Annotated in this window: 16 protein-coding genes; 10 read left to right on the top strand and 6 right to left on the bottom strand. The window is 60.6% G+C overall.

Features of this window, described 5'->3' with window-relative positions; genetic code table 11:
• Positions 1 to 136: 136 nt before the first annotated feature.
• From O3S85_RS09980 to O3S85_RS09970, 3 genes are all read left to right on the top strand, one after another.
• Positions 137 to 3,004 (top strand): sugar-binding protein, encoded by a 2,868-nt coding sequence (locus O3S85_RS09980; RefSeq protein ID WP_269540133.1) that lies wholly within the window; start codon positions 137 to 139, stop codon positions 3,002 to 3,004.
• A 143-nt stretch (positions 3,005 to 3,147) separates the two neighbouring features.
• Positions 3,148 to 3,810 carry a MotA/TolQ/ExbB proton channel family protein gene (locus O3S85_RS09975; RefSeq protein WP_269540132.1) on the top strand — a complete coding sequence of 221 codons (663 nt, stop codon included), beginning with the start codon at positions 3,148 to 3,150 and terminating at the stop codon, positions 3,808 to 3,810.
• Positions 3,797 to 4,234, top strand: a complete 438-nt coding sequence (locus tag O3S85_RS09970; RefSeq protein ID WP_269540131.1) for an ExbD/TolR family protein — start codon at positions 3,797 to 3,799, stop codon at positions 4,232 to 4,234. The genes O3S85_RS09975 and O3S85_RS09970 overlap by 14 nt, the downstream gene beginning before the upstream one ends.
• A gap of 172 nt (positions 4,235 to 4,406) precedes the next feature.
• Here the strand turns inward: O3S85_RS09970 and O3S85_RS09965 are convergent, their stop codons facing one another.
• A complete protein-coding gene (locus O3S85_RS09965) occupies positions 4,407 to 5,237 on the bottom strand; it encodes a hypothetical protein (protein WP_269540130.1) in 831 nt (276 codons plus the stop codon).
• Between the two features lie 273 nt (positions 5,238 to 5,510).
• Here O3S85_RS09965 and O3S85_RS09960 point away from each other — a divergent pair, with 273 nt between their 5' ends.
• From O3S85_RS09960 to O3S85_RS09950, 3 genes are all read left to right on the top strand, one after another.
• Positions 5,511 to 9,071, top strand: coding sequence for an alginate lyase family protein (locus O3S85_RS09960; protein ID WP_269540129.1), 3,561 nt, complete (start codon positions 5,511 to 5,513; stop codon positions 9,069 to 9,071).
• Between the two features lie 321 nt (positions 9,072 to 9,392).
• Positions 9,393 to 11,234 carry a hypothetical protein gene (locus O3S85_RS09955; protein WP_269540128.1) on the top strand — a complete coding sequence of 614 codons (1,842 nt, stop codon included), beginning with the start codon at positions 9,393 to 9,395 and terminating at the stop codon, positions 11,232 to 11,234.
• On the top strand, positions 11,231 to 12,046 hold the full coding sequence (locus O3S85_RS09950; RefSeq protein WP_269540126.1) for a PIG-L deacetylase family protein: 816 nt from the start codon (positions 11,231 to 11,233) through the stop codon (positions 12,044 to 12,046). Before O3S85_RS09955 ends, O3S85_RS09950 begins: the two co-directional genes overlap by 4 nt.
• Before the next feature lie 178 nt (positions 12,047 to 12,224).
• Here the strand turns inward: O3S85_RS09950 and O3S85_RS09945 are convergent, their stop codons facing one another.
• Both O3S85_RS09945 and O3S85_RS09940 read right to left on the bottom strand, forming a co-directional pair.
• A complete protein-coding gene (locus O3S85_RS09945) occupies positions 12,225 to 13,301 on the bottom strand; it encodes an SGNH/GDSL hydrolase family protein (protein WP_269540125.1) in 1,077 nt (358 codons plus the stop codon).
• Between the two features lie 90 nt (positions 13,302 to 13,391).
• The gene (locus O3S85_RS09940) at positions 13,392 to 13,886 is read right to left on the bottom strand and encodes a plastocyanin/azurin family copper-binding protein (protein ID WP_269540124.1); all 495 of its coding nucleotides are present in this window, start codon (positions 13,884 to 13,886) and stop codon (positions 13,392 to 13,394) included.
• A 188-nt stretch (positions 13,887 to 14,074) separates the two neighbouring features.
• On the opposite strand from O3S85_RS09940, the gene coxB reads away from it, so the two are divergent.
• The 4 genes from coxB to O3S85_RS09920 all read left to right on the top strand — a co-directional run bounded on the left by coxB (position 14,075) and on the right by O3S85_RS09920 (position 19,517).
• Complete coding sequence (gene coxB, locus O3S85_RS09935; RefSeq protein WP_269540123.1) at positions 14,075 to 15,568, top strand: cytochrome c oxidase subunit II; 1,494 nt, start codon at positions 14,075 to 14,077, stop codon at positions 15,566 to 15,568.
• 22 nt (positions 15,569 to 15,590) lie between these two features.
• Positions 15,591 to 17,627: a cytochrome c oxidase subunit I gene (ctaD, locus tag O3S85_RS09930; protein ID WP_269540122.1), complete on the top strand. Its 2,037-nt coding sequence runs from the start codon at positions 15,591 to 15,593 to the stop codon at positions 17,625 to 17,627.
• Between the two features lie 25 nt (positions 17,628 to 17,652).
• Positions 17,653 to 19,086 carry a cytochrome c oxidase subunit 3 gene (locus tag O3S85_RS09925; RefSeq protein WP_269540121.1) on the top strand — a complete coding sequence of 478 codons (1,434 nt, stop codon included), beginning with the start codon at positions 17,653 to 17,655 and terminating at the stop codon, positions 19,084 to 19,086.
• A 68-nt stretch (positions 19,087 to 19,154) separates the two neighbouring features.
• Positions 19,155 to 19,517 carry a cytochrome C oxidase subunit IV family protein gene (locus O3S85_RS09920; protein ID WP_269540120.1) on the top strand — a complete coding sequence of 121 codons (363 nt, stop codon included), beginning with the start codon at positions 19,155 to 19,157 and terminating at the stop codon, positions 19,515 to 19,517.
• Between the two features lie 43 nt (positions 19,518 to 19,560).
• Here the strand turns inward: O3S85_RS09920 and O3S85_RS09915 are convergent, their stop codons facing one another.
• From O3S85_RS09915 to O3S85_RS09905, 3 genes are all read right to left on the bottom strand, one after another.
• Entirely contained in the window at positions 19,561 to 22,395 is a 2,835-nt protein-coding gene (locus O3S85_RS09915; protein WP_269540119.1) for a hsp70 family protein, read from the bottom strand.
• Positions 22,396 to 22,492: 97 nt separating this feature from the next.
• The gene (locus O3S85_RS09910) at positions 22,493 to 24,331 is read right to left on the bottom strand and encodes an Hsp70 family protein (RefSeq protein WP_269540118.1); all 1,839 of its coding nucleotides are present in this window, start codon (positions 24,329 to 24,331) and stop codon (positions 22,493 to 22,495) included.
• 46 nt (positions 24,332 to 24,377) lie between these two features.
• Positions 24,378 to 25,016 (bottom strand): DUF2760 domain-containing protein, encoded by a 639-nt coding sequence (locus tag O3S85_RS09905; protein ID WP_269540117.1) that lies wholly within the window; start codon positions 25,014 to 25,016, stop codon positions 24,378 to 24,380.
• Positions 25,017 to 25,129 lie beyond the last annotated feature (113 nt).

Here is a 25,129-nt window from a genome sequence, read left to right as displayed (position 1 = left end):
TAAGGTGATAAGATAAAGCAATCCGCTCAGCGGACACCTAAACGCACGCTAACCACCAGACGAATTCGGGCCATCCCCCAGCTCCCATACCGCGCAAAACCGGCGCGGCGGGCGGCGTTGACTCCGGCCCGAGATCATGGAAACAACGCCCCCCAGCAACGATCCTGCCCGCCGAAAGCACCTTTGGCGGCACAGCCTTTGGTTTTTCATCGCCCTGTCGCTCGTGATCCACTTTAGCGGATTCGTGCCGCGTATCCTCGAGGAAATCATCCCCGAGAAGCAGGAGCCCCAGCCCACCCCGGAAGAGCTAGCCGCGGAGGCCCTTGCCGAGGAGCAGGCCGCTCAACAGGCGCTCATCCAGGAAACGCGCAACATGCTGCGCCACGAACTGCAGGTGTCCTTCGAGAGCATCGCCGCCGACATGGAGGAAATCCAGCTCGACGAGCTCTGGGAACAGGTCGAGATGGACATCGACATCGACCTTGCCGAGCTGGAGGACCTAATGCAGCAGCAGGACTACGACATGGAGCAATTCGCCGAGCAATACAGCGACATTTCCGCTGACATGTTTCAGACGACCGCCGACGCGCTCAAAGACATGGTCCGCCAGGAGCTCAAGCAAGCCACGCTGGAGCAAGTCCAGGAGCACACGATCGACAAGCTCGCGCAAAACCTCGACAAGCGCATGGAAAACAATGTCGGCAAGACCGAGGAGCGCCGCCTGACCAAGGCCGCCCAGGTCGACACCCGTAACCGCGAGCGCCAGCAAATCCAGGAAGCCCGCAAAAACAAGGAGCCCAAGCCCGAGTTTAACGAAGCGGACAAAGTTGCCAACGCCGACCAGGATGCCCGCGAGGCGGTGAAATTTGTCGTCGAGGAAAATATTAAGCAGGAAATCCAGGAGGAGTTCGACCAAACCCTCGAAGAGCGCCTGGCCCCCGAAAGCGCCGAACGCATCCTCATGCAGGCCAACCGTTATTTCCAAAAATTCGGCATGGATGAGGACGAGCAACTGCGCGAAGAGCTGCTCGCCGACATCGCCAAAACCGTCCAGGAGCAGGTCCCCGAGCGCATGAAGGATCAGGCCAGCCAGCTCGCCCTGAAAAGCGCCGAGGAGCAGCTAAAGCTCGACGAAGTCGAGGCCAAGGAGCGCGAAATCGACATCCCCGAAAAGGAACAGCCCACGCCCGCCCCGACGCCCGTTGCCCAGCAACCAAGCCCCCCAGAAGCGGCCGACAACGCCGATAAGTCGGACGCCAAGCAAGCCGCCGCGCCACCACCTCCGCCGCCGCGAGCCACGACCGCCGAAGCGGAAGCCGAGAAAGAATCCGCCGAGGAGCAGCCCGAGCCGGAGCCCACGATTTCCCCCGATCCGCTGGTAGCAGAAATCCGCGACCGCCCCCGCGAAGCGCGTGAGGCGCAAGTCGAGCGCGAGGTCGCCGCTGCCTCCCACGCCGCCGAGCTCGGCGACATGAGCGAGAAAATGGACAAGATCGAGGCCAAGCTGAAGATGATGGAGAAGGCCCAGCTGATGGCCGACTTTCACGAAAGCGGTCGCACCGAAGCCGGCGACATGACCGCGCTCATGACGATGATGAGCCAGTCCGGCCAGCAGGAAGGCCCCGAAGGCCAGGGCAACATGATGGGCGCGCCGGGGCTCAACCTGCCCTTTAGCCGCCCTCTGCCCGGAGGACGCAGCCGCGGCTTTAACGCGGAGGTTTTCCAGAAGCTCCTCGAAATGAGCCGCGCCCGCAACGAGCCCGACGCCGCGTATGAGGACATCGAGGCGCAGGCCGAGCGGCTCGTTTCCAAAGCGAATAGTTTCCCCGAAAAGCGCGACGCTCTGCTGATCGACCCGCGCGCCAAAGCCGATGCCGAGGAGCAGCCCGAGCCCGAGGAACCCCGCGAACTGCAAGAGCCCGACTTTCAGCCGATTAAGTTTGGCTTCGCCACCATGGTCCGCGAAAAGCCCGTGCTCGATGGCCAAATCGGCGAGGACGAATGGCCGCTCGACCGCCCGCAATACAACCAGAACACGCTCGATGGCGCGAAGGTGCAGGAGCTGCCCGTGGAGCAGGCGATTCCCATGTGGATTCAGTGGGACCCCAGCGGGCTTTATTTTGCCGCGAAAGTCACCGACTCCACCCGCCAGACCCCGCCCGGCCCGGGCCGCATTTGGCAGGGAGACAGCGTCGAAATCTGGATCGACACCTCCACCGCGCGCGGCCCGCTGATGAAGTACTACGAGGCGATACAGATGTTTTTTGCGCCCTTTGGCACCGTGGAAGATCCCAGCGTCGTCGCTGAGTTTGGCCACGGCCACGAGATGCGCGGCATGCCCAACAGCCGCGGCGTTTTCCACCAGGGCGGCGGTCCGGACGGCATGCAGCTGGCCATGCAGAAAACGCCCGCCGGCTACGATGTGGAAATCTTCATCCCGCACAATGGTAAGGTGCTCAAAGGCCCGAAGTTCAAGGCCGGTAAATACATCGGCTTTCAAACGTCGTTTAACTACATTGAGACGTCGCGCTCGATCTCGTGGGTCATGCGCGGCCACCACACCTGGGAGCGGCCCGACACCTGGGGCGACCTCCTGCTGCTGGGCTCCGATGCCGAGATCGGCTTTTACGAAGACGAGGCCGCCGAGACCGAGCTGACCATCCTTTCCCCCGGCGAGCCGGTCGTGATCAAAGTCCACGATCCGGACATGAATCTCGACGCCCGCTACAAAGACCAAATCGTCGCCAATGCCATTGGCAGCGGCGGCTACGAGCAGCTAATCGTCCTCGGCGAAACCGAGCCCAACAGCGGCGTCTTCATTGGCGGCATTAACACCAACAGCGCCTACGCCGGCCTCGTCGACGACAGCGTCCCGGTCGAGCCCGGGCAGACGTTAACAGTCATCTACATCGACCAGCGCCGCGACTACGGCGAGTCCAACAAAACCATGGAAATCACCCTCCCCGTCGCCTGGCCCAGCCTGCGTTTCGGTCAGGCGAATTGATGCGATGATGAAATTTTTCATCATTAAAAAGGTAGGGCGCTGTCTCCAGACAAGCCGCTACAGTGGAGTGGCGAGCACAGCCAAATAGATGCGGCGGCTTGTCTGGAAACTACACCCGAACTTTAAATTTAACCTAACCGACCATGTCCATATTCATCGACAAAATCATCGAAGCCGGCGGCAGCATGATCCCGCTGGCGATTTGCTCCATTGTGAGCATTGCCGTGATCATTGAGCGCTTTGTCCACCTGCGCAAAAAGAACGTCATCAACGACGAAATCGTGGACGCGGCCTGTAAGAAAATCCGCGCCAACGACCTCGACGGCGCGCGCGAGATCGGGGCCCAGAGCGACATCGTCTTCGGGCGAGTTTTGAGCAAGGGCATCGAAGTCCACCAGATCGAGGGCACCGAGCTCGAAGAGGCGCTCCTGGAGACCTCCGCCCGCGAGATGCCGCGGTTGGAAAAATTTCTCAACGTGCTCTCGCTGATCGGTAGCATCGCACCGCTGCTCGGCCTGTTTGGCACCGTTTACGGGATGATCCTCAGCTTCGACGAGATCGCCAAGGAAAGCGTCGACAAGGAGCTGATGGCGCAGGGCATTTCGGTGGCGCTGATCACCACCGGTGCCGGCCTGGTCATCGCGATTCCGGCCATCGTGGCGTTCAATTACTTCCGCGCGCGGGTCGATTATTTCTACACTATCGTCGAGGAAGGCATCTTGCAGATCATGCGCGCCTACCACCTGGCCGGCAAGGAATCGGCCGCTGAGCAACCCGCAAAGAAGAAAACCGATGGCCAAGATTAGACGCCGCCAGCGACGCGAAGTCCAGGGCGCCGATCTCACCCCGATGATCGACGTGGTCTTCCTGCTGTTGGTCTTCTTCATGGTTGCGACGAACTTTGTGGAAGAGACCCAGCAATTCCCCGTGGAGCTGCCCAAGGCCGACGAGGCCGAAGTCGCCAAGCTCGAGGACGTGCTCTCAATTTCCGTGTTTGAATTCGAGCAGGACAAGCCCGCCGACGAGCGCGTGCTCTTCCGCATCGACAACGAGGAAGTCTCCCACGCCGATCTCTTTAAGCGCATTCAGGCGGAAAAGGATTCCCGCGAGCTCAGCGCCGTCGTCGTCAAGGCCGACAAGGATGCCCGCTACCAGGACATCATCACCGTGATCAGCTGCCTCCACGGCAACGGCATCGAGAACTTCTCACTTGCCGTCATGAGCCAGTAACGTTCAGACAAGGCGCAACGATTCAAGTTGGCTGTCGTTGTTTTGCGTCTGCGCCGCCTCCGGTAATTTACCGCAGCAACCGCCCCTCCAGCCCGTCCGCGTGACGGGCTTTTTTGACGACGAAAAAGCGCCACCCCCAACAGGAGGCGGCACCATTTTCGACTGCCAGTGTTTACCGGCCCACTCTCCGGCGAAGCACCAGCCCCAAAGTCATCAAGCCCGCCAGCAGTGCGTAGGCCTGCGGCTCAGGCACAGCGTATGCGTAACCCACGGCGCGCAGGTCCAGACCACCGGTGCCGCTCGTGGGCCAGTTGTCGAGGATGCCATTGCCCTCGCTGTCGAGATACGAGCCGTCCCCCGGGATGTCCACCAGGCGCACAAACTGAATATTCTGCAAATCCAGCGTGCCCGCGATTGCCAGCGGGTGATCGCTCAGCTCGGCGAGGTCAAACGGCGTGCCCAATCCACCGGCGTGCTTTCCGGCCAAGTTGTAAACATTCGTCATGTCGAAGCCCTCGAAACCGGCACCGAAGCCACCCGGGAGCGCATCTGTGTTGAGCGAAATGCTGTCAAAGCGGGCGAAATCCGTGCCGTTGCTGGACACCTCCACATAGGCCAGCTCGGCAAAGAGCCCCCCCGAGAAGGAGAAGCCATTTTCGAAAATAGCGAAGTCCCAGCCATCGCCGTCACGGAAGCCATCAAAGCCCAGCGTGATGCTGCCCGGGGCGTCGCCGTTGGCGATTTGCGCGGCGTCGAGGTCGCCCAGCGAGACCAGGCTCGTGTTGTATTCGCCCAGTGCATTGGCGGGATCACCGCTGCCCGACGCGGTGATGTAGGCATCGACCACGCTGCTGGCCCAACCGGCGATATGGCCGGAGTTGCTCGGGATCCCGGCGTCCGCAAAGCCGGCGGTGTCACTGGAGCCCGAGTAGGGCCCGGCCACCAGGCCGATCGTTGGCAATAGCCCGAGGAAGGCAAACGTTGCGTATTTCTTATTTGGCATAGAACTGCCAACAAAGACCACCGATACCGCAAGTCAATGCGCTTTTGGCAGACAACTGCCATTTATGGAATTTAAAAGCGTAGCTACGAGGCGGCATAAATGGGCGTCATTTTGGCAAACCTAACAAGCAATCTCCATTCGGGAAGAAAAGCCGTATTTGCCGCGAATGCTTTTCGTAGAGCGGGTTACCGCGCACTGATGACCATTTAGTTATAGACTTACAATACACGTTTGGTCTAACCTGATAGACTTTTCCCAACCTAATACACCCACATGAACTACCGCCAGATGATCCCCCGAATGGCCGCCGCATGCGGCCTCATCATCAGCCTGATGGCCACTGCCCAGGCGCAATCCACGCAGCCCGAACTTTACAACGTCGCCGAGGCCACGCTCGGTGCCACCGCCAAGGGCACGAACGCCAATTTCAACAAGGACTGGCTCCCGCAAAAAGCACTGGAGAACGGCCGACAGCCAGGCACCATCTTCAGCCCGCTCAACGAGGGCACGATCGACATCCGCCTGGTGATCCCGGTGGAAATCGAGGCCGTCTCGATCCAGGGTCTCGCCCGGGGTAACATCGGCCTGCCCAAGGATGTGGATATCTACATCGACGGCAAAAAAGTCGGCTCCGGCGCAGTGTCCGACGACCACAAACAGACCGTCACCATCCCCGCCAAGGGCTTCGGCCAGCACGTGAAGCTGCAGTTCACCAGCAAGTGGCCGCCTTTTAAGGACAAAAACGGCAAAGTCGGCCCGGACTGGGGCGGCGTGGGCAAGATCAGCGTCCTCTCGCCGACCAATCTGGAGGCGGAAATGATCGCCCCCAAGGAATACCAGGTCAGCAACGAGCCCGCCGCCGTGCAGTCCACCATACCGCCCAAGGGCGAGGTGGATGTCTTCGTGGAAGTCCGCCAAACCGAGGGCCATCCCAACACGTTCTGGGACCAGAAGGACATCGACGCCTACAAGGAAATGCTCAAGACCAGCGAAGAGCTCCAGATGCAGCTCGCCGGCCTAAAGAAAGCCATGGACGAGCGCATGGAGATGCCCCATAACGTCCCGCCACCGCAAAAGGACGACCAGGGCAACTGGCGTCACCTCGCGCAAAATGAGCGCCCGCAGCATAACCAAAATGCACTCGATATCGCCAACGCAGGCACCGTTTACGTGCTCACCGGCGAAGAAAAATATGGCGAACTCGCGAAAAAACTTCTGCTCGAATACGCCAAGGCCTTCCCTAACTACGCCCCCGGAAATCGCCCGGGATTCAATCATGACGAGGGCAAACTTTTCGACCAGCGCCTCGGCGACGCCACTTGGCTGATCCAGGTCGCGCGCGGCTATGACCTCATTTACAACCTGCCGTCGATCACCCCCGCCGAGCGCGAAATGATCGAGAACGACCTGCTCAAGGCCTCGGCCAAGTTCATTGCCAAAAACAGCTCCGTCCTGCGCGCGCCCACTAACTGGTCCGCCATTTGCACGCTGGCGGTCCTCATCACCGGCTACGCCACGGACGACGACGAACTCGTCGAGCTCGCCATGTATGGCCCCGCTGGCAAGGATGGCAAGCAGGTGCAAGGGGTGATGCTCCACTTTAGCGAAAAGTCCATCTCCCCCGACGGCCTGTGGTCCGAGGGCGCCATGGGCTACCAGGGCATGGCGATGCAGGCCCTGGTCATGTATGCGGAAATTCTCCGCCACCACGGCATAGATATGTATTCCTACCGCGACTCGGCCATGAAGGGCCTTTTCGACTCGCCGCTGCAAGTGGCCTACCCGGACCTCACCGCGCCCGCGATGAATGACTCCGGCCGCGCCGACATCGTGGGCCGCGAATCTTATCTTTGGGAGTATGGCTACCGCCGCTACCGCGACCCGAAGTATCTGACCATTCTCAACCAGAGCGGTCGCCACCTCGACGCGCAGTTCCAGCAGTTCCCGGTTTCGGTTAACTACACCGAGGTCGACGCCGAGGCTGAAGCCGTCGAGTGGAAGAGCGTCAACATGTTCGACGTCGGCTACGGCATCCTGCGCAACACGACCGAGAACGGCACCATCAGCGTGCTCCTCGACTACGGCCCCAACCGCTCACACGGCCACCCCGACAAGCTCAATGTCGACGTGTATGCCTTTAACAACTGGCTGATCCCCGACCCGGGCATTGTCTGGTATGAAAACCCGCTCTACAAGGACTGGTACAAGACCACCATGGCGCACAACACCCTCGCGGTAGACGAGCTCAGCCAGATGCTTAGCGACGGTAACCAGCTCGTTTACGTGACCGGCAACGAGATCAGCATGCAGCGCGCCAACGCGGACAAAGCCTTCTCCGGCGTCACCATGGACCGCGCAATGTTCGTCACGCCCAACTACATGGCCGACCTCTTTGGCGCGTTCTCCAAGCTCTCGCGCAAAATGGACCTGTGCTGGCACATCCGCGGCGACTACTCGAGTGATCTCGCGGTGAGCTCCTTTGCCTTCCCTGAGCCCGTCAACGCCGGCTACAAAATGCTGCAAGACGTCCAGTCCGCCGACACCGACGAGTCCTACACGATGGACTTCGCCGTCGAAGGCGAGCGCGCACGCTTCATCGCCGCAGGCGGTGCCGATACACAGGTCATTATTGGCGACGGCATCCTCGGCCGCGAAACGCCCAAGACGATTATCCAGCGCCGCGAAGTTCCGTCCACGCTCTACGGCAACGTCGTGGAGTTCGACTACGACGGCAAAGACTTCGTTAAAAGCGTCGATATCGCCGGCTCGCTCGACGACGGCTACGGGCTGTTGACCATTAAAACCGTCGACGGTGTGGACTACGGTTTCGCCGCGTTCCAGCCCGGCATGCACGACGTGAAGTCGCTCAAGACCGACGCCATGCAGGCCTACGTGATGACCGACGGCAAACAGCCCACGGCCATGATTCTCGGCGGCGGTAAATTCCTCTCCAGCCACGGTGCGACCCTCCAGCGCGACACCACCGGCCTGGCCATCATTGAGCATGCCGAGAACGGCGCTTACGTGGTCAGCAACCCCTCGCCCGGCGATGCGACGCTCAAGATCGACATGGCTGCACTCAACAGCCTCAGCGCTTACCACCTCGACAGCAAGGGCAAGCGCGACGGCCAAGCCAAGGTGGAAAAAGATGGCTCCAGCCTCGTGCTCAAACTCTCCGCTAACGAAAGCGTGGAGTTCGCCAAGCCCGGCGCGCAAAGCCTCTACGCCTTCCGCCAGGACCTCTTGGAAAAAGTCCGCGCCGAGCAGGAAGCCATCATGATGAAGGCCTTCAACGAATGCGCCGCGCGCACCGCTGAACGCGTTGCCGCCTCGGAGCAAGACAACGTGCCTGCTGGCACAACGATCGCCATCCAGGCCGAGGACATGACTGGCCAAGGCGGCGGCGAAGTGGGCGTCAGCTCGAACAAGAAAGCCATTGTTGGCAAGGCCTTCTCCGGCTGGAATGCTGACGGCCACTGGCTGGAATACGAGGTCGATGCGCCCGCAGACGGTTATTACAATGTGTCGCTCGTTTACTGCTCGCAGCTCGATGGCGGCGAACGCGCCATCCTGATTAATGGCGAAGACCAGGAGCCCTTCGTGCTGCCCAGCCTCCCCGCTACCGGTGGTTGGGCCAACGGCTCGGACGACTGGCGCTTGTTCACCGTAATGAACCCGACCAACGAGAAGCCGCTCCTCTACAAGCTCAAGAAGGGCAAGAACACGATCAAGATGACCAACGTCAACGGCAAGGGCGTCAACATGGACTACTTCCTGATCACCAGCCCCGACGTCGAGCCCCAGCGCCTCGAACCCAGCAAGGCGAGCTCTTGATTGAAGAGTGAAAATTTTCGAGCCCCGTCGGTTTTCCGGCGGGGCTTTTTTGACGTTGGCGGTTGGCTTTAGCCATCCGCATGTTAATTTGGCCAACGATGCCGACTCTTCATCACGCATTGGCCAGTCTTCACACCTTCGGCCTTCACGACATGTCGGCCTCTAAAGAGACCGACCTACGCGCCCTACCTCAGGCAGATGGTTTGGCCATTTGCGCAATGCGCAAATCTATCGGTCCAGGCTTCGACATGCTCAGCCAAGGACCGGAGGCTGGTTTACTCTTGATAATTTCTGAGGGCCACCCTAATTAGTTAGGTTCCCATGCCCCCACACCGTTTATTTGCTTGTTTGGCCAGTGCATTTGCCGCGCTGGCGCTCTCCACGCCTAGCGTCTTCGCGACGCAGGTCATTGCCAATTGGGACGTCGTTCCCGGCCAGATGATCGATGCGCCGTTCAAGGTCGGCGTGGTGGCCTTCCACGAGACCGGTGCGAATGTGGACTTCAAAGTCAACGGCGCGGCAGTCGCCTCGGTCGACGACCCCACGTGGAACGACCGCACCGGCGTCTGGGAATACTGGTTCGAGCTCGACCCCGCCGACTACGCAGACGGCCCGCTGACCGTAGCCGCCACTGCCAATACCGACGGCGCGGGCGAAAGCCGCACACTGACCGACCTCACCCTTTACGCCAACAGCAACGGCTCGCTGACGAATAGCACAGTGGTTTGGCTCGATTGGGAAAACGGCGACGACGGCAACCCCGGCACCGAAGCCTCGCCCAAGAAGTCCATCAACGCCGGCGTGCAAGCCGCGGGCGATGGCGGCACGGTTTATTTGAAGGCGAGTGAGAATTACAAACTCACCAATATCAGCGGCGGCGCGTTTACCTACTGGACCACCGTTAGCGCGGCACCCGGCCTTGATGCCGACGACGTAAAAATCCTCACCTACGGAGCCAGCGACAGCACCGGCCGCTTTAGTAAGAGCGGCATCCGGTGGAAAAACGTGGCCATGTATTGCGACCCCGGCCCCGGCTACAGCAATATCTTTTACATCAATAACGGCCAGCGCGTGTGGTTCGACGGCTGCTGGCTCTACGACAAAAACGGTCGCTGGAACGGCACCACCGCCTTTAACAATCAGGGTGGCGTCACCTACCTGACCAACAGCAAGATCACCGACGTTAACAACTCCGGCGGCAGCTTCCACCGCAATATGTCCATCGAGCGCATCGGGTCGGACATTTATCGCGTCGGCTCGGGCCTCGTGGCGATCAATGTGAAAATCCGCACCATGGACAAGGGCGACACCGCCGCGCACCCGGACTTCATCCAACTCTACAATCCCAACGACATTTCGGAGAACGTCATCCTCTACAACATCGAGTGCTACGACATGCTCGCACAAGGCTTCTTTGGCGGCGCGGGCACGGCGCAGGATGTCGCCTTGGTAAACATCATTCTGGAAAAGGACCCGCCCAACAGCGCGCTCATGTCGCAGATGTCCGGCCTGTGGAAGCATATCCTGTTCTGGAACATCACCGAAGCCGACCAGACCTTCAACTTCCGCAACTCCGCCGACATGGAAGACATTTACGTGCAAAACTGCGTCTTCTCCACGTTCATCGCGGACAACCAGGACAATCCGGCCTTCAACATCACCCACGCCCACACCAAGGCGCTTAACTGGAACCAAACCGAGACCTTGGGTGAGAACGCCACGCTTGGTGATCCGCAGTTTGTCGACTACGACAACGACAACTACCGCCTGCTGCCCACCTCGCCCGCCTACGGCACGGGCAGCCTGCCACCCGGCGTGCCGGCGGACGTGAACGGTGTTCCCTACGATCCCGAGTCACCCAACCGCGGCGTGTTTGCCAAGGCCAACACGGGCGAAAAAAAAAAGCCCTTAGCGGAGCACATTAGCGTTCAAGTCACGCCCAACGGCGACGCATCGGACATCCACGCCACGCTGGTCGACTCCGCCAATGGCCGCTATCAGATTGAGTCCAGCGCGGACCTGGTTCACTGGACGCCCGGCGCGATTCTCTTCTCCGATGATCAGGGCCGCGTGATCACGCGGGAGAAACTAATCCCCCAACCCACTCGCCGTTTTTATCGCCTGCGGCGCATTGATTATCCCCACGTGGACCTACTGCCATGACGCCACCCAAGCTCCTCATTCTTGGCGCGCATCAGGACGATGCCGAGTTCTACGCGGGCGCGCTAATGATACGCTATCGCGAGCGCGGCTGGCCGGTCAAAGCCGTCAGCGTGACCAACGGCGAGTCCGGCCACCACACCGATTTTGGCCCCGGCATGGCCGCGCGGCGCGCCAAGGAGTTCGCCGCGTCGATGGCCATCATTGGGGCCGAGGCGGAGTCGTGGGAAAACCGCGACGGCTACCTCACCCCCAGCCTCGACGTGCGCCTGCAGATCATCCGTGCCATCCGCGAATACCAGCCCGATCTGGTCTTAACGCACCGCACGATTGATTACCATCCGGACCACCGCGCCGTCGCCCTGGCCGTGCAGGACGCCGCGTACCTCGTCACCGTGCCCGCAGTCCTGCCCGAGGTTCCCCACTTGCGGCGGGACCCGGTCATCGCGTTTATGGCCGACCGCTTTACCCGCCCCGCGCCCTTCCGCGCCGATGTGGTGATCGACGCCGAAAGCGCCCTGCCGACCATCACGGACATGGTTGCCCAGCACGAATCGCAGGTCTTCGAGTGGCTCGTCTACAACCACCAGTTCGACCCGCCCCCGAGCGAGGCCGCCGCGCGCCGTGAGTGGCTATATAAACATCACATCGAAGGCCGCTGGCGCGAACGCGCCGACCGCCTGCGCCCCGACATGATGCCACTATACGGCGCGGAGACGGCGGAAGAGATTCGCTATGCCGAAGGCTTTGAAATCGCCGAGCATGGTTCCCCGCTCACGGATGAACAGCGCGAGCGGTTGTTTCCCGGTGAGTAATCCTGAAGCACAAAAGGTAGCGCGGATCGTCTCGATCCGCAAGCCAACAGGATGCGCCATATGAGTTCGCGATGGCGACGGTTTAGCGCAAATCGCATTGGGCGAACCTTCCATCCATTGCTTCAATCCTTGCGGAGCGGGGACGCTCCGCGCTACCTTCTGGAAATCGAAAATAGCTCTACAGCGAGTGCTCGCGGATTTCGGACAATAGCTCTCTGGCCATCTTTTGGTTGGTCTTCACGTTGGGGTGCCAGTGGGCACCGACGCCGTTGACGCCGTCCGGGTTGGTCAGCTTAACGACGTAAACGCGCTCGTTGGCGGCGGAGATTTCGTTGAGATAGGTGAGGATGTCGCCGTGCTTTTTCTCGCCAATCATCGGGCCAAAGCAGGTGTAGATGTCGGCATCTGGAGCGGTGGAGCGGATGTCGTCGATGAGGCCCTGATAGGCCTTGATAAAGTCGTCCTTCGGCGGGATGCCCTTGGCGATGTCGTTCGTGCCGAGGTTGACCACCACGATGGTCGGGGTCCACTCGACGCCGCTGCGCTCGGGCGTGCCTTCAGACGGGACGGCTTGACGCCAGATCTCCGGGAGCTGCCCGTTGAGCCTGCCCCCGCGATCGCGCAGCACGCCACGGCCCGACCAGGCCGAGCAACGCACGTCGGCACCCAGCTCGCGACCAGCGATGGCCCAGTAGGTCATTTCGCCGTTTTCGGTGTGTTGGGTGAAGGGCGATTCGTGGTTGTCGGTTTCATTGCCGTAGCCGCAGCTGATGGAGTCGCCGATCACTTGCAGGCGGATGTCGGCGGGCGCAGGTGGAGTCAGCAGTTGAGCGCCCTCCGGGAGCTCCAGCCCCAGGAATTTAATCGGTTTAAAAAGCGGCTCCGTGCGTCGAAATACGGTAACCGTGTGGGGCTTCCCATCGAGGCCTGGAACGGCGTAGCGGGTTTGCCCCTTTTGCAGCGGGATGACCACCGGCTCCTGGTCGTCAATGCGCACGTTGAGGTAGTTGTTTTTAAAACCGCCATTGGGATGCTCGCCGCCGGGCGCATAATCCTCCATGAGGATGTTCATCGCAGGCGCGTCGGTGCGGACCTTAAAACCGATCCCCGTCCACTCGCCGACAAACTCCTCGGACCAGCTGCCCTGTAGGGCGATATGGTCGTCGCCAGGGGCGATCTTTTGAGGCAGCTCTCCGGCATGCAGGGCCAGCGCGGCGAGCGACAAAATCAGGAACAGGGGAATGCGAGCAATCATGCCTTAAATCCAAGGTGTTTGCGGCACGCGCGCAACATCGAAAAACGTTCGACTCCCACCGGTCAGCCGACAGAGCAATAGGCGAACGGCCTACTGATCCACCTCGACGACGACGCGCATGATGCCCTTCATCCCGATGGCGTAGTGGGCGGGGAAGGTGCAGATAAACGGGTATTCACCGGGTTTTTTGGGCGCGTTGAAGACGAGTGTCTCCGACTGGCCGGGCCCCAGCAGCTCCGTGTGGGCGACGATCCAGTCTTCCATCTCCTTGGGGATGTAGCCGTTGTCTTTGCTGTAGGTGGCCTCCATGGCGAACTTTTGCGCATCCTTGTCGTCCTTGAGGATGACGAGGTTGTGCCCCATTTGCTCCTTGGGCATGTGGCCAACGTTATTAAAGACGATGGTGATCTTCTTTCCGGCAGGCACTTCAATCAGGGATTCGCTGAAGCGCATACGGTCGTTGGCCTCGATGACAAACTTCGTCTCGGCCTTGCCAGCGGCGTTGGACACCTTGGCCGTGGCGGGCTTGGCCTCCGGCTTGGGCGGCTGGGGACCACAGGCAGTAAACGCGGCTAAAACAGCCAACGTGCAGAAACTGATACAGATACGCATTTCGAGCAGTAAAAGCGGTAAATCCCCGCGATGCAATATTCCGCTTGAATTTAAGCGCCCGCTAAGCACATTAAACAAAGTATTCAGCGTTATAAGAAACGGCACCTTAGCCCTGTCGCTTCCCGACGCACCTGCTCGCTTTGACTTCAGTACTGAATCACATGACACTTTACCCCCGACTTTCTCGTCTGATTTTGGGCGCTGGGCTGCTATTGCTCAGCCTATGGCTTGCTGGCTGCAGCATTACCACGCCGCAATCCAGCCTGGACCCCAAGGGCCCCGTGGCCCAGACGCAGCTCGACCTGTTCCTGCTGACGGTTTACGTCTGCACCGGCATCTTTGTCCTCGTCGGCGGCGCACTGGTGTGGGTCGTGTGGCGCTTCCGCGAAAAGCCGGGTGACGACGCCAAGCCCATGCCCTCCCAGGGCCACGGCAACCCGCTGATCGAAATCGGCCTGATCGGCGCTTCCATTTTCCTGCTCGTCATCATCGCCATCCCGACCCTGCGCGCGATCTGGTTTACCCACGATCTGCCCGAGGACCAGCCCTACTACGAGGGCTCCAAGCTCGGTGCCTACATGGAGCGCGGCCTGATCTCCCCCGAAAACAAAGACGAAGTGCTGGAGATCAACGTTTACGGCTGGCAATGGTGGTTCGCTTTTGAATACCCGCAGCTCGGCATCACCACGGCCAACGAATTCGTCATGCCCAAGGACAAGGTGGTGAAGTTCAACCTGCGGGGCTACGACGTCATCCACTCCTTCTGGCTGCCCAAGCTCGGCGGTAAGGTGGACATCGTCCCCGGCCGCAAGAACTGGATGTGGCTCATGGCCGAAGAGGAAGGCTACTACTTTGGCCAATGCGCCGAGTACTGTGGCGAAGCCCACGCCTACATGCTTTTCCGCGCGGAAGTCGTTAGCGACCAGAAATTTAACGAATGGATCGCCAGCTACAAGGACGGCGCTCCTGCTCCCGCTGGCTTCCAAATGCAGCCCACCGCCGACAAGCCCGAGCCCACCAACCAGGATCACTGGATGGCCTGGTCCGCGCAAAACGCCAAGGACCCGCAGTCCCTCTTAACCGGTGACCAGCAAAAGGATGACATCACGCAAGGCGCGCAGCTCTTCTTCGGCGAAGGCAAGTGCATCGTCTGCCACGCCATTGATGGCTCCCCCGCCGCCGGCCCCAGTGCACCAAACCTCACCAAGCTCGGCGAACGCAAGTCCGTCGCCGCCGGTATTCTCAACCACTACACCGAAAATGGCGGTATTGATGCGGCCAAGCAGCAGGAGAATATCTTTGAGTGGATTTCCAAGTCTCACTTCTACAAGCCGGGCAACCTCATGTATGAGCGCATGGACGCCGGCCTGATCGATTACAAATACTCCGGCCTGACCTACGGCGCGATGAGCAAAGTCGGCCTGACCGATAAGAATCTAACCACCGCTGGCGTTTCCAAGGAGCAGCTGGCACTGCTGAAGGAAGACCCCGACGCCGCCATCACCGCGGTAGTCAGCGACCAACTGGTCCTGCGCCACATCGTCGAGAAAATCGAAGAAAATCCCGAGATGATGGACAAGCTGGCTGAGGTCAGTGGCTGGTTGACCGAAGACCAGTTCCGGAAGATCACCGCCTACCTGCAGACCTTGAAGTAATTTTTAAACGACCCATTTTATCATGAGCGCCACCCACGTCGCAGACCCCCATCACCACCACGCCGTTGCGGATAAGACGCAACTCGCGCCGGAGAAATCCCACCTTGGCCTCACCCGCCCTGATCGCCACAGTGGCATCATTGATTGGCTGACCACCGTCGACCACAAAAAGATCGGCATCATGTATGGCGCGGCGGCGATGTTCTTCTTCCTCGTGGGCGGGATTGAAGCGCTGCTCATTCGCGCGCAGCTGGCCACCTCGGAGAATCATCTGATCACGGCCGAGCTCTACAACCAGCTCTTCACGATGCACGGCACGACGATGATCTTCCTCGGCGTCATGCCGCTCTCGGCCGCGTTCTTTAATTTCCTCGTTCCCCTGCAAATTGGCGCGCGAGACGTCGCCTTCCCCCGGCTCAACACCTTTTCACTGTGGACCTTTATCGCCGGTGCCCTGGTGCTGAACGTCAGCTGGTTCTTCCAGTTTGCGCACACCGTGGGCTGGCTCGGCGACACGCTGACCATCATGGGCAAGAACCAGGACCTGTCGCAAATTGCGCCCGCAGGCGGCTGGTTTGGCTACGCCCCGCTGACCGGCCGTGACTACACCGGCATCGGCACGGATTTCTGGATCGTCGGCCTGCAAATCCTCGGTGTCGCCTCGCTCGCGGCGTCATTTAACTTCATCGTGACGATTCTCAATATGCGCGCGCCGGGCATGACCATGATGCGCCTGCCGGTCTTCACCTGGATGACCCTCATCACGAGCTTCCTGATCATCTTCGCGTTCCCGGCCATCACCATTGCGCTGGCCGAGCTGATGTTCGACCGCCTCTTTAACACGAATTTCTTCCGCATCGAAAACGGCGGCCAACCGATCCTCTGGCAGCACTTGTTCTGGGTCTTTGGCCACCCGGAGGTTTACATCCTCGTGCTTCCGGCCATGGGCATCGTATCGGAAATCCTGCCCACCTTCTCGCGCAAGCCGCTCTTCGGCTACCCGATTATTGTGTTCTCGGGCGCGGTGATTGGCTTCCTCGGCTTCGCCGTTTGGTCGCACCACATGTTTACCACTGGCCTGGGTAAGATCGCCACCGCCGCCTTCTCTTTGCTGACGATGGCTATCGCGGTCCCGACCGGCGTGAAGATTTTTAACTGGATGGGCTCGCTCTGGGGCGGCCGCATCAAGTTCACCGTGCCGATGGTGTTTGCGCTGGGCTTCATCTGGATGTTCATGATGGGTGGCTTCACCGGCATCATGCACTCCTCCGCCCCCGCCGATGCGCAGCAGCAAGACAGCTACTTCGTCGTCGCGCACTTCCACTACGTGCTCCTCGGCGGCGTGCTCCTCGGCCTGCTGGCCGGCCTCTACTTCTGGGTGCCGAAAATCTTCGGCCGCATGCCCAACCAAAAGCTCGGTTATCTGACTGCCGTGCTCGTCATCGCCGGCTTCAACATCACCTTCTTCCCGATGCACTACCTGGGCCTCACCGGTATGCCCCGCCGCACCCACACCTACCTGGGTGACATGGGCTGGGACCTGTGGAACCTCGTTGCCACCATCGGCGCGTTCATCCTCGGCATCGGCGTTTTCCTCTGCTTCGTCAACCTGGCCTGGACCGCCGTTAAGGGCCCGAAGTCCCCGGCTGACCCTTGGGACGGCCGCACGCTGGAGTGGTCGACCCCCACCCCGGTACCCGCCTACAATTTTGCCGCAACGCCGATTGTCCAGGCCCGCGACTGCTACTGGGTCCACAAGCACGGCGACAAGAAAATGGAATACATGCCCGGCGACGGCCACGGCATCCACATGCCCAGCCAATCCTGGTGGCCCTTGCTCTGCGGCATCGGCTTCAGCTGGTTCGGCATATCCATGGCGATGTTTGGCGGCGGCGTACCGTTTGCCGGCTATAGCGTCATCGCCGGTCTCGGCATGGTATTCCTCGGCGTTTACCTCTGGGCACTCGAAGGCCCCGGCGGTTATCACCTCGAGCCACCGCACGACGAAAACAAGTCGGGCAATCCCAAGGACGCCCCCGTCGCCCACGCCGCTCATTAATTTCACACCTCTCTTTACCTGACTGATGGCCTCTCAACCCGCCAATCCGCCCCTCGACGACAAGCTGCTGGAAGAAATCCACGCCGACGCTCACACCAATACCGGCATCGAGAACAAGAAGCTCATCATGTGGCTCTTCCTCGCGTCGGACTGCATGTTCTTCGGCACGCTGATTTCCACGCACCTGATTTACCGCAAGCTCTATAAGTTTGGCCACCCGCAGGAGGGTGCCGTGGACATCACCGGCACCTTCGACATCGAGCTGACCTCCTTCTCGACGTTTATCCTGCTGATGAGCTCGTTCCTCATGGCGCTCGCGGTCTCGGCCATGCACAAGGGCGCGATCGAGAGTTTCCGCCGCTACACCTTCGGCGTGATCGTCTTCGGTCTGATCTTCCTCGGCGGCCAAGTGTATGAGTTCCAGCATTTCTACCACGGCCAGGGCTGGTATCAATGGACCGCTAAAGCCAACGACGGGCAGGTGCTGTTCGGCAACGAGCAGAACAAGGGCCTGTTCCACGACGTCGCCGACGCCGGACACGCCAAGGAAAACTTCGCCCACGAGCACCTCGCGCTCAAGCTGCTCTCCTTCGAGCCCGCTGAAAACGCCGATATCAACGGCAGCGCAGTCCCCTTCAATTATCAGCTCGAAGTCCCCAAGGACAGCGGGGACCCGATGATCATTGACGGCACCTATCTTTTCAACCCGCTCTCACCGGACAGCTCCAAGACCACCATCTTGTCCAAGCTGCCCGAACTTCCTGCCAAGAAAGACGCCAAGAAGGAAGAGGCGAAATCCGAGGAAGGCAAAGACGACTCCAAGGAAGCGGCAAACACCGAAACCGCATCCGACGAATCCAAGGACGAAGCAACCGCAGCCAACGAAGAGTCCGCGGAAGAATCAAAGGAGTCCTCAGAAGGATCAAAACAGTCCGCAGAAGAAAAAGTCGCCGAAAATGGCCAGCAGGAGAATGCTTCTGCCGAGGAAGACGCCCAAGAGAATGCGGGCGAGTCCGGCTCCGAAGACGTTGCCCAGAGCGAAGAGAAACAGGATGAGGCCAAAGCTGAAGAAGCCCATGGTCACCATGAGTCTGCGCCAACCCTAGCCGCAGCACCGACCAGCATGGAAGGCATGAAGGCCGCCGCCAAAGACTTCTTTAAACACAACAACTACGGCTTCCAGCTCGACGAGTTCAAGCAGGTGAAAGTCGTCCCCGGCCTCAGCCTGTCGAACAGCGTCTTTGGCTCCACTTTCTACGTGATGACCGGCACCCACGGCACCCACGTTGCCATCGGCGTGCTCTGGCTGTTCTCGATGTTAATCTACAGCTACACTGGCCGCCTGACTGCACGCAACGCCATGGACGTCGAAATCGCCGGCCTTTACTGGCACTTCGTCGACATCGTCTGGATCGTCATTTTCACCGTCGTTTACCTCGTCGAATACATCGAATTATAGCTACGAGTTTCCAGTTTCGAGTTATCACGCTCTTTAATTTTTAATTTGCTCACTTTAATCTTCTAGCCATGTCCCAAGCCACCACCTGGAAAGAAGCCGCGATCATCGAAAACGCGCGCTACCACACCTTCTTCAATCTCGCCATGGCGCTGGCGGTGCTGACCGGCATTGAGATCGTGATCATCTTTCTGCCTTGGGCCTCATGGCTGGTCATGACGGTTCTCGTCGTGCTTTCGATTGTAAAATTCTTTGCCGTCATCCTGTGGTTCATGCACCTGATCTACGATAAACAGCTGCTGTTCTGGCTGTTTATGGCGGGCATGATTCTCGCCACCGGAACGATGATCGCACTGCTGGCCTTGTTCTCCATCGACGACGTAGACCTGGCCGAAATCGCCTCCATCGCCAGCTACGCGAAAAACTTGGTCTAGGGGAGTATCAGTCTTTTTTTAAAAGTCCCAGACACTCCCCATGCTACCACTGTAGCCCAACGGGCAGTGACTCGCCAAAGAGCTGCTGGCGATCTTTCTCCTCCAGGGGAACAAAGGTCTCAATGCGCTCGATTTGCTCCGCACTCGCGCCCGAGCTGCGCAGCTTGGTCAGAATACGCTCACGCAACCCAGGCGGCAAATCGTGGTCCCGGCTATCGAGGCGGCGCGCGGCTTGCGCGAAGGTGGTGGTCAGCCCAGCCAGCGAACCGGTCCACGCCAAAGGTTCCAATTGGCCAAATGTCTCGTCCACTAATTCATCCGGCAGAATCGCGCCCTCGCCGCCATAAAGCGGCGTGCGGCTGAGCAAACGGCCCAGAGCCCAGATCGCGTGATCACAGTATTTCTCCGCGCGCTCCGAGATCAGCGCCAGGCAATGCTGCGCAAGCTTGGTGCGTTCCTCAATGGGCAACAGCTCCAGGGCACCCGCCATGCGCAGCGGTTCGTAGCCCTGTTTGGTGTCTTCGTAAATTTTCTCCTGCCAGTATCGGTAAAGCGTGAGCTGCTGTTCGCGGTCAAGCCCACCTGCCGTGCGTCGCCACAGGATAAACAACTGCTCGCGGATCGCCTTGTCGCGGTCGTGCGCGAGCCCCAGCTCATGCACAAACCACAGGCGCTGCATGCGGTATTGATCAAAGGCGTGTCCGTAGCCCGGCCGCAGCGCAAAGCCCGCCGCCATCAGCCAGGACAGCTCGTGCTCCAGCGAAATGTCGCGCTTGGTCAGCGCCTCGCCCAAGGGCTCCCATAGCTTTCGCAGCAGCGCAGTGTTCCACTCCTTGCGTTTCAGCCGCAGCGCTTCCTCTAAATTTTTAAGTAAGCGCGCCGGTTCACTTTGCACGGCAGAGTTACTTTGCATCCCAAAGCAAGCAACTACCATCGCCTGTGCGCGTTGCAGATCTTCGGTCGATACGCCGGTGTCTTCGCCACCAGTTGACTTCTGCGGCGCGCCGTCGCCAGTCAGCTTTTCTCGAAGATTGAACTCCAGCGCCCAGCGACGCTGGCGCTCCCCTATGCGGCGCACGCTCTCGCAAACCACTTGCAGCAGACCAAGGTTGTTCAGTTCGGCAATCAGGTGAACCGCGAGCTTGCCGTCAGCGGGCTTCTCCACCGTAGGCGGCAACTGAGCCAGCGTCGACAACGCAGGCAATCGGTGAAAGGCGTCGTCGTTCAAATCAACAACCTCGCCCACCGCGTCATCCGGCCGCGAAGGCGAAGTCCACGCCTGAAAGCGCACCGGCCGGTCAACCAACAGTTGGATGTCGTGCTCAACAAGTCGCTGCGGCGATTCGATCTCCGCGCCTTGCGGCAGGATGCAAACGCCGGTCCGCATCGCGGCGGCTTGCTTCTTCTTTTTCTTACCGCGCAGTTTCTTGGGGGCCACGCCTTCGATTTCCAAATAAATCGCATGGCCGCTGCCGCCGGAAATCGTCACCCCGGCCGCCTCGCGCTCGCAGTAGCGGTAGTGCGCCGCGCCACGGGCCACGGCCAGGTGGGGCTCGTCGTTGGCCAGCACGCTAGGTTGCGCTTCATCCTGCCACTTTGCCGCTTGCGAGCAAAGGCGCTCGCGTAAAATCGAGGACGCCACCGTGCCGCCATTAAAGAGCAAGGCATCGACGCGCCGGCCGTTCAAAAAGCCCGCCAAGTGACGCGTGATCGCCGAGTCTTGTGCATAGGGCAGCCCCATCTCCCGAATACCACCCTGCTCGCGCGTAGGCTTGGCGTCCGCCGGGCAATCCGGGAAAAAGCCATCGAGCAACAGGTCCAGCAACTCACCTTGCGTGATATCCGCACTGCGCGCCGAGGCGAACAAACTAGATCCCCCTTCGGTCACCGAGACCGGCAGCTTCTTATCGCGATCGGGGGAGGCCTCGGCCAGCACCCGTTCCTTCAAGCTGCGGCATTGCGAAAGCAGTTGCGCCCAGGCGCTCGTTGAAAGTTCGCCGCCATCAGTCAGCCGTGCCTCCATCGTCTTGGCTAGTGCGAGGTCCAGATTGTCCCCCCCCAGCAAAATGTGCTCACTCACGGCAAGCCGTCGAATCGCGGGGAGCGCGCCTGCCTGCTCCGGCGCCGTGACTTCAAACAAGCTAAAGTCCGACGTTCCGCCGCCGATATCGCACACCAGCACCAGCTCCGGTCGCTCGTCCAACTTAGGGAACGCTGCTGCCAGCTCTTCCGCACCCGGATGACGCTCCAGCCAGGCGTAAAACGCCGCCTGTGGCTCTTCCAGCAAACGCGTCGAGGCCGGGTAGCCCGCGCGCTCAGCCGCCTCCTGAGTCAGTCGCTGCGCATCACTGTCGAACGAAGCCGGCACCGTGATCACGATGTCCTGCCGGTCAAAGCGCGCCGTCTTATCCTTGCCCGCCATCTGCTGATCCCACACGGTGCGCAGGTAGCTCAGGTAGGCAGCCGATACATCCACCGGCGACAGCTTGCGCTCAGCGGGCAACACGGTCGACTGCCAAGGCAGCAGTTTGCTCTCGCGATCCACCCCGCGATGGCAAAGCCAAGACTTCGCGGAATACGCGACGCGCTCCGGCGCCAGTGACGCCATTTCCCGCGCCCAAAGCCCCACGACCCTCGAGCGCGACCAGTCCGAAATCTGATCCGCCGCCTGCTCTTCGCCATGCAGCTCACGCGCCTCATCGTCCGTTAAGAAATAACAGAACGACGGCAACACGGCATCCTCACGCCACTTACCCAGCGACTCATACTGCGGCGCTTCGAGCAGCTGCGTCCGCGGCGTCGGTGCCTCGGTATCAATGTAGGCCAAGGCACAATTCGACGTGCCGAGATCAATTCCTATGGTGTAACGAGCAGGCATTAAAATAATGTATCACAAGAAAATCCCGCAGAGGCGCAGAAGCGCGGAGTGTATTTACCATATCTCTGCGACTCAGCGCCTCTGCGGGAGAAAAAATTCACGCGGTCCTCACCGAGAACTCCAGCTTCCACTTGGCCTCGCTCCGCGTGTGCTGCATCCACAGTTCCAGCGCACCAAGCTCGGTCACACGGGAGTGGAGCTTGACCGGGATAGCCTCGCCGACCGACATGCCGTCGACCGGTTCCAACTGCGTTTGCACCGAGGCAGTTTCTTCCAAATCTTTCTCGGCGTTCGCGACGACCGCGCCCACGGCGTCACCGGCGCGGGCGGTCGAGCTGAAGAAGCGGAAGTTCACCTCCTGCCCGAGCACGAGGCCAAACTCCTGCCCGTCGAGCACGGCTTCGGTCCCCTCTTCCATACCCTGCGGCACCACGCACACGCCCTTGACCGGCGGCTTGAATCCCGGGATCGCCATCATCGTCGTTTCCAGGCCGAGGTAGTAGCTGTGCGACGCACCCGCCTTGATGCGAACCCCTTGGCCGGACAGTTTATTCAGCCCGTAATAACAGGCACCATAAGACACCGCCAAGGCGTAGTCGCTACCCGCCAGCTCGCGGACTTCGCGCGCGCCTGCCCAGGAGCGCAACAGCTCCAGCACGCGGGCGCGAGCCGGATCGGCGTTAAAGAAACCGCCGTTAAAGAGCACGGCCGACGGCACGATCAGCTCACCTTGCAAGGCCTCGTCCGGCAACAGCGCAGACAGCGTTTCGCTGGAGCGCACGCTGTCGAGGCTCCGCTTGAGGAAGCGCGCGAGATGCTTACTCAGGACCGGGTCTGACGCGTAGGACAGGCCAAATTCCTTCAAGCCGCCACCGGTTTGCGCAGCGGGCATGTCGGTGGGCGCAGTCAGCGGCAGAAAGCCTTCGAGCGCGATCTGCTCCAGCAGCTCGCGACGCAGCGCCGTGCTCACGGTCCCGGCAAACAACGACGAACCGCGCGACGGCACGGCCACCTGCACTTCGGCCAGCGATAAGTCTTCAAAGAGCTGTTCCTTGCCAACGCGCGCGGCGTGAATTAGCGCGAGGAATTGCCAGTCGTCAATCGAGGCGCCCTCTCCTTCGATCTGCGCACGCAGCGCGTAGGCCAGCGCGAGGTCCAGGTTGTCGCCGCCGAGCAGGATGTGCTCACCCACGCTGACGCGCTCCAGTTGCAAGTCGCCGCCTTCGTCGGACACGGCGATCAGGCTGAAGTCCGACGTGCCGCCGCCGACATCGCACACCAACACGAGATCACCCGGGGTGACGTGGTTGCGCCAATCGCCGCCCATCTTTTCGAGCCACGCGTAAAACGCCGCCTGCGGCTCTTCCATTAAAATCACTTCGCCGAGGCCCGCGGCTTGCGCGGCCTCCTGCGTGAGTTGGCGCGCGACTTCGTCAAACGAGGCGGGCACGGTCAACACGACTTGCGTCGACTCCAGCGAAGCGCCCAGCGATTCACTTTGCGATGCAAAGCTTGCCTTGAGTACCTCGAGGTAACGCTGCGAGGCGGTAATCGGAGAGAGCTTTTGCTCGGTCGGCACGACAGTCGATCCCCACGGCAAGATCGGCTGACGGTGGTCGATCTGGCTATGGCAAAGCCAGCTCTTGGCCGACGTCACCAAACGGTCGGGGACCTGCGCGCCATGCTCGCGGGCAAAACGGCCGACGATGCCCGGCTGCTCGGCATCCAGCCCCGGCACGTTGAAGGCGTCGGGCTCGAACTCGCCGTCGTTCGGCAGGTAGAGCGCGGAGGGCAAACCGGATTGCTCGCCGACGCTGTTGGGCCCGAAAGCCTGCGTGACGGGCAGCACGCGCAGCTCGCGCGCGTCAATCGAGGTCAGCGTCATCGCCGAGTTACTCGTTCCCAAATCAATTCCCAAACAATGTGTGGTGCTCATGGCAAATTAGTCGTTGGCGGGGTAGCTTCGGACTGGGGTGGCGCGTTTACTTCAGCTCCACTTGCGCGGGGGCGATGGGCGGCAAGGTGCCGTCCTTGGCGACGACCTTGGGCAACTTGAACGACGTGGCGCGCCAACCTTTGTGGCGCAAAGTGCCCGTGTAAGGCGGCTCGCCCGCGACCTTGCCGACGAGGCGGTAATCCGCGACGGCGTAACCGGACTCCAGTGTGATGCTGGCGTTTTCGGCGGTGGTCGTGACCGGCTCGACGGCCAGCGTTTCCTTAACCACGCTTTGGCAGCCTTGGTGAACCACGCGCGCGGCGGCGCCGACCTGGGCGTCCGTGTAGGCGGTGACGTCGTCCATCACGAAATCAATGAAGCGGCCCTTCTCCTGCAACTGCGCGAGGAACTGCACCAGCTCGGCATGGTCGGGTTCGGCGGGCTTTTCCACCTTGGGCGGCGGGGCGGACTCGACCAGCGGCTTGGGCGCGGGTTCCGGCTCGGGGGCAGACGCCGCCGGTTGCGTCGCCGCGGGGAACTTGGCCAGCGCCGCCAGCGCCAGGCCGACGCCAGCAATGATCGCCAATGCGTTAAAGGCCACGGCCTGCTCCGCGAGGGACGGAACAAAGGTCAGACCGTTAAGAATCGCGACCAACAGGCCGCCAATGATGAAAATCGCTTTCATGGTTATGGGAAAAGTGGTCTGTCGATGAAGGCGATTTGTTCCCGAAACTCAAGCAGGGAATCCGAAAGGCTGCCAGGGTGACTTTGATGCACTATCCGCCGACAGCTTGAAAA

Source organism: Cerasicoccus sp. TK19100 (assembly GCF_027257155.1).
Taxonomy (GTDB): Bacteria; Verrucomicrobiota; Verrucomicrobiia; order Opitutales; family Cerasicoccaceae; genus Cerasicoccus; species Cerasicoccus fimbriatus.
The sequence above is the reverse complement of the archived record's forward strand: the minus strand, read 5'-3'. Positions and strand labels throughout refer to the sequence as shown.

Coding starts and splice junctions, on each gene's coding strand:
- O3S85_RS09960 (WP_269540129.1), top strand. CDS start 5,511: ATGAACTACCGCCAGATGATCCCCCGAATGGCCGCCGCATGCGGCCTC.
- O3S85_RS09980 (WP_269540133.1), top strand. CDS start 137: ATGGAAACAACGCCCCCCAGCAACGATCCTGCCCGCCGAAAGCACCTT.
- O3S85_RS09975 (WP_269540132.1), top strand. CDS start 3,148: ATGTCCATATTCATCGACAAAATCATCGAAGCCGGCGGCAGCATGATC.
- coxB (WP_269540123.1), top strand. CDS start 14,075: ATGACACTTTACCCCCGACTTTCTCGTCTGATTTTGGGCGCTGGGCTG.
- ctaD (WP_269540122.1), top strand. CDS start 15,591: ATGAGCGCCACCCACGTCGCAGACCCCCATCACCACCACGCCGTTGCG.
- O3S85_RS09945 (WP_269540125.1), bottom strand. CDS start 13,301: ATGATTGCTCGCATTCCCCTGTTCCTGATTTTGTCGCTCGCCGCGCTG.
- O3S85_RS09965 (WP_269540130.1), bottom strand. CDS start 5,237: ATGCCAAATAAGAAATACGCAACGTTTGCCTTCCTCGGGCTATTGCCA.
- O3S85_RS09950 (WP_269540126.1), top strand. CDS start 11,231: ATGACGCCACCCAAGCTCCTCATTCTTGGCGCGCATCAGGACGATGCC.
- O3S85_RS09970 (WP_269540131.1), top strand. CDS start 3,797: ATGGCCAAGATTAGACGCCGCCAGCGACGCGAAGTCCAGGGCGCCGAT.
- O3S85_RS09925 (WP_269540121.1), top strand. CDS start 17,653: ATGGCCTCTCAACCCGCCAATCCGCCCCTCGACGACAAGCTGCTGGAA.
- O3S85_RS09920 (WP_269540120.1), top strand. CDS start 19,155: ATGTCCCAAGCCACCACCTGGAAAGAAGCCGCGATCATCGAAAACGCG.
- O3S85_RS09955 (WP_269540128.1), top strand. CDS start 9,393: ATGCCCCCACACCGTTTATTTGCTTGTTTGGCCAGTGCATTTGCCGCG.
- O3S85_RS09915 (WP_269540119.1), bottom strand. CDS start 22,395: ATGCCTGCTCGTTACACCATAGGAATTGATCTCGGCACGTCGAATTGT.
- O3S85_RS09910 (WP_269540118.1), bottom strand. CDS start 24,331: ATGAGCACCACACATTGTTTGGGAATTGATTTGGGAACGAGTAACTCG.
- O3S85_RS09905 (WP_269540117.1), bottom strand. CDS start 25,016: ATGAAAGCGATTTTCATCATTGGCGGCCTGTTGGTCGCGATTCTTAAC.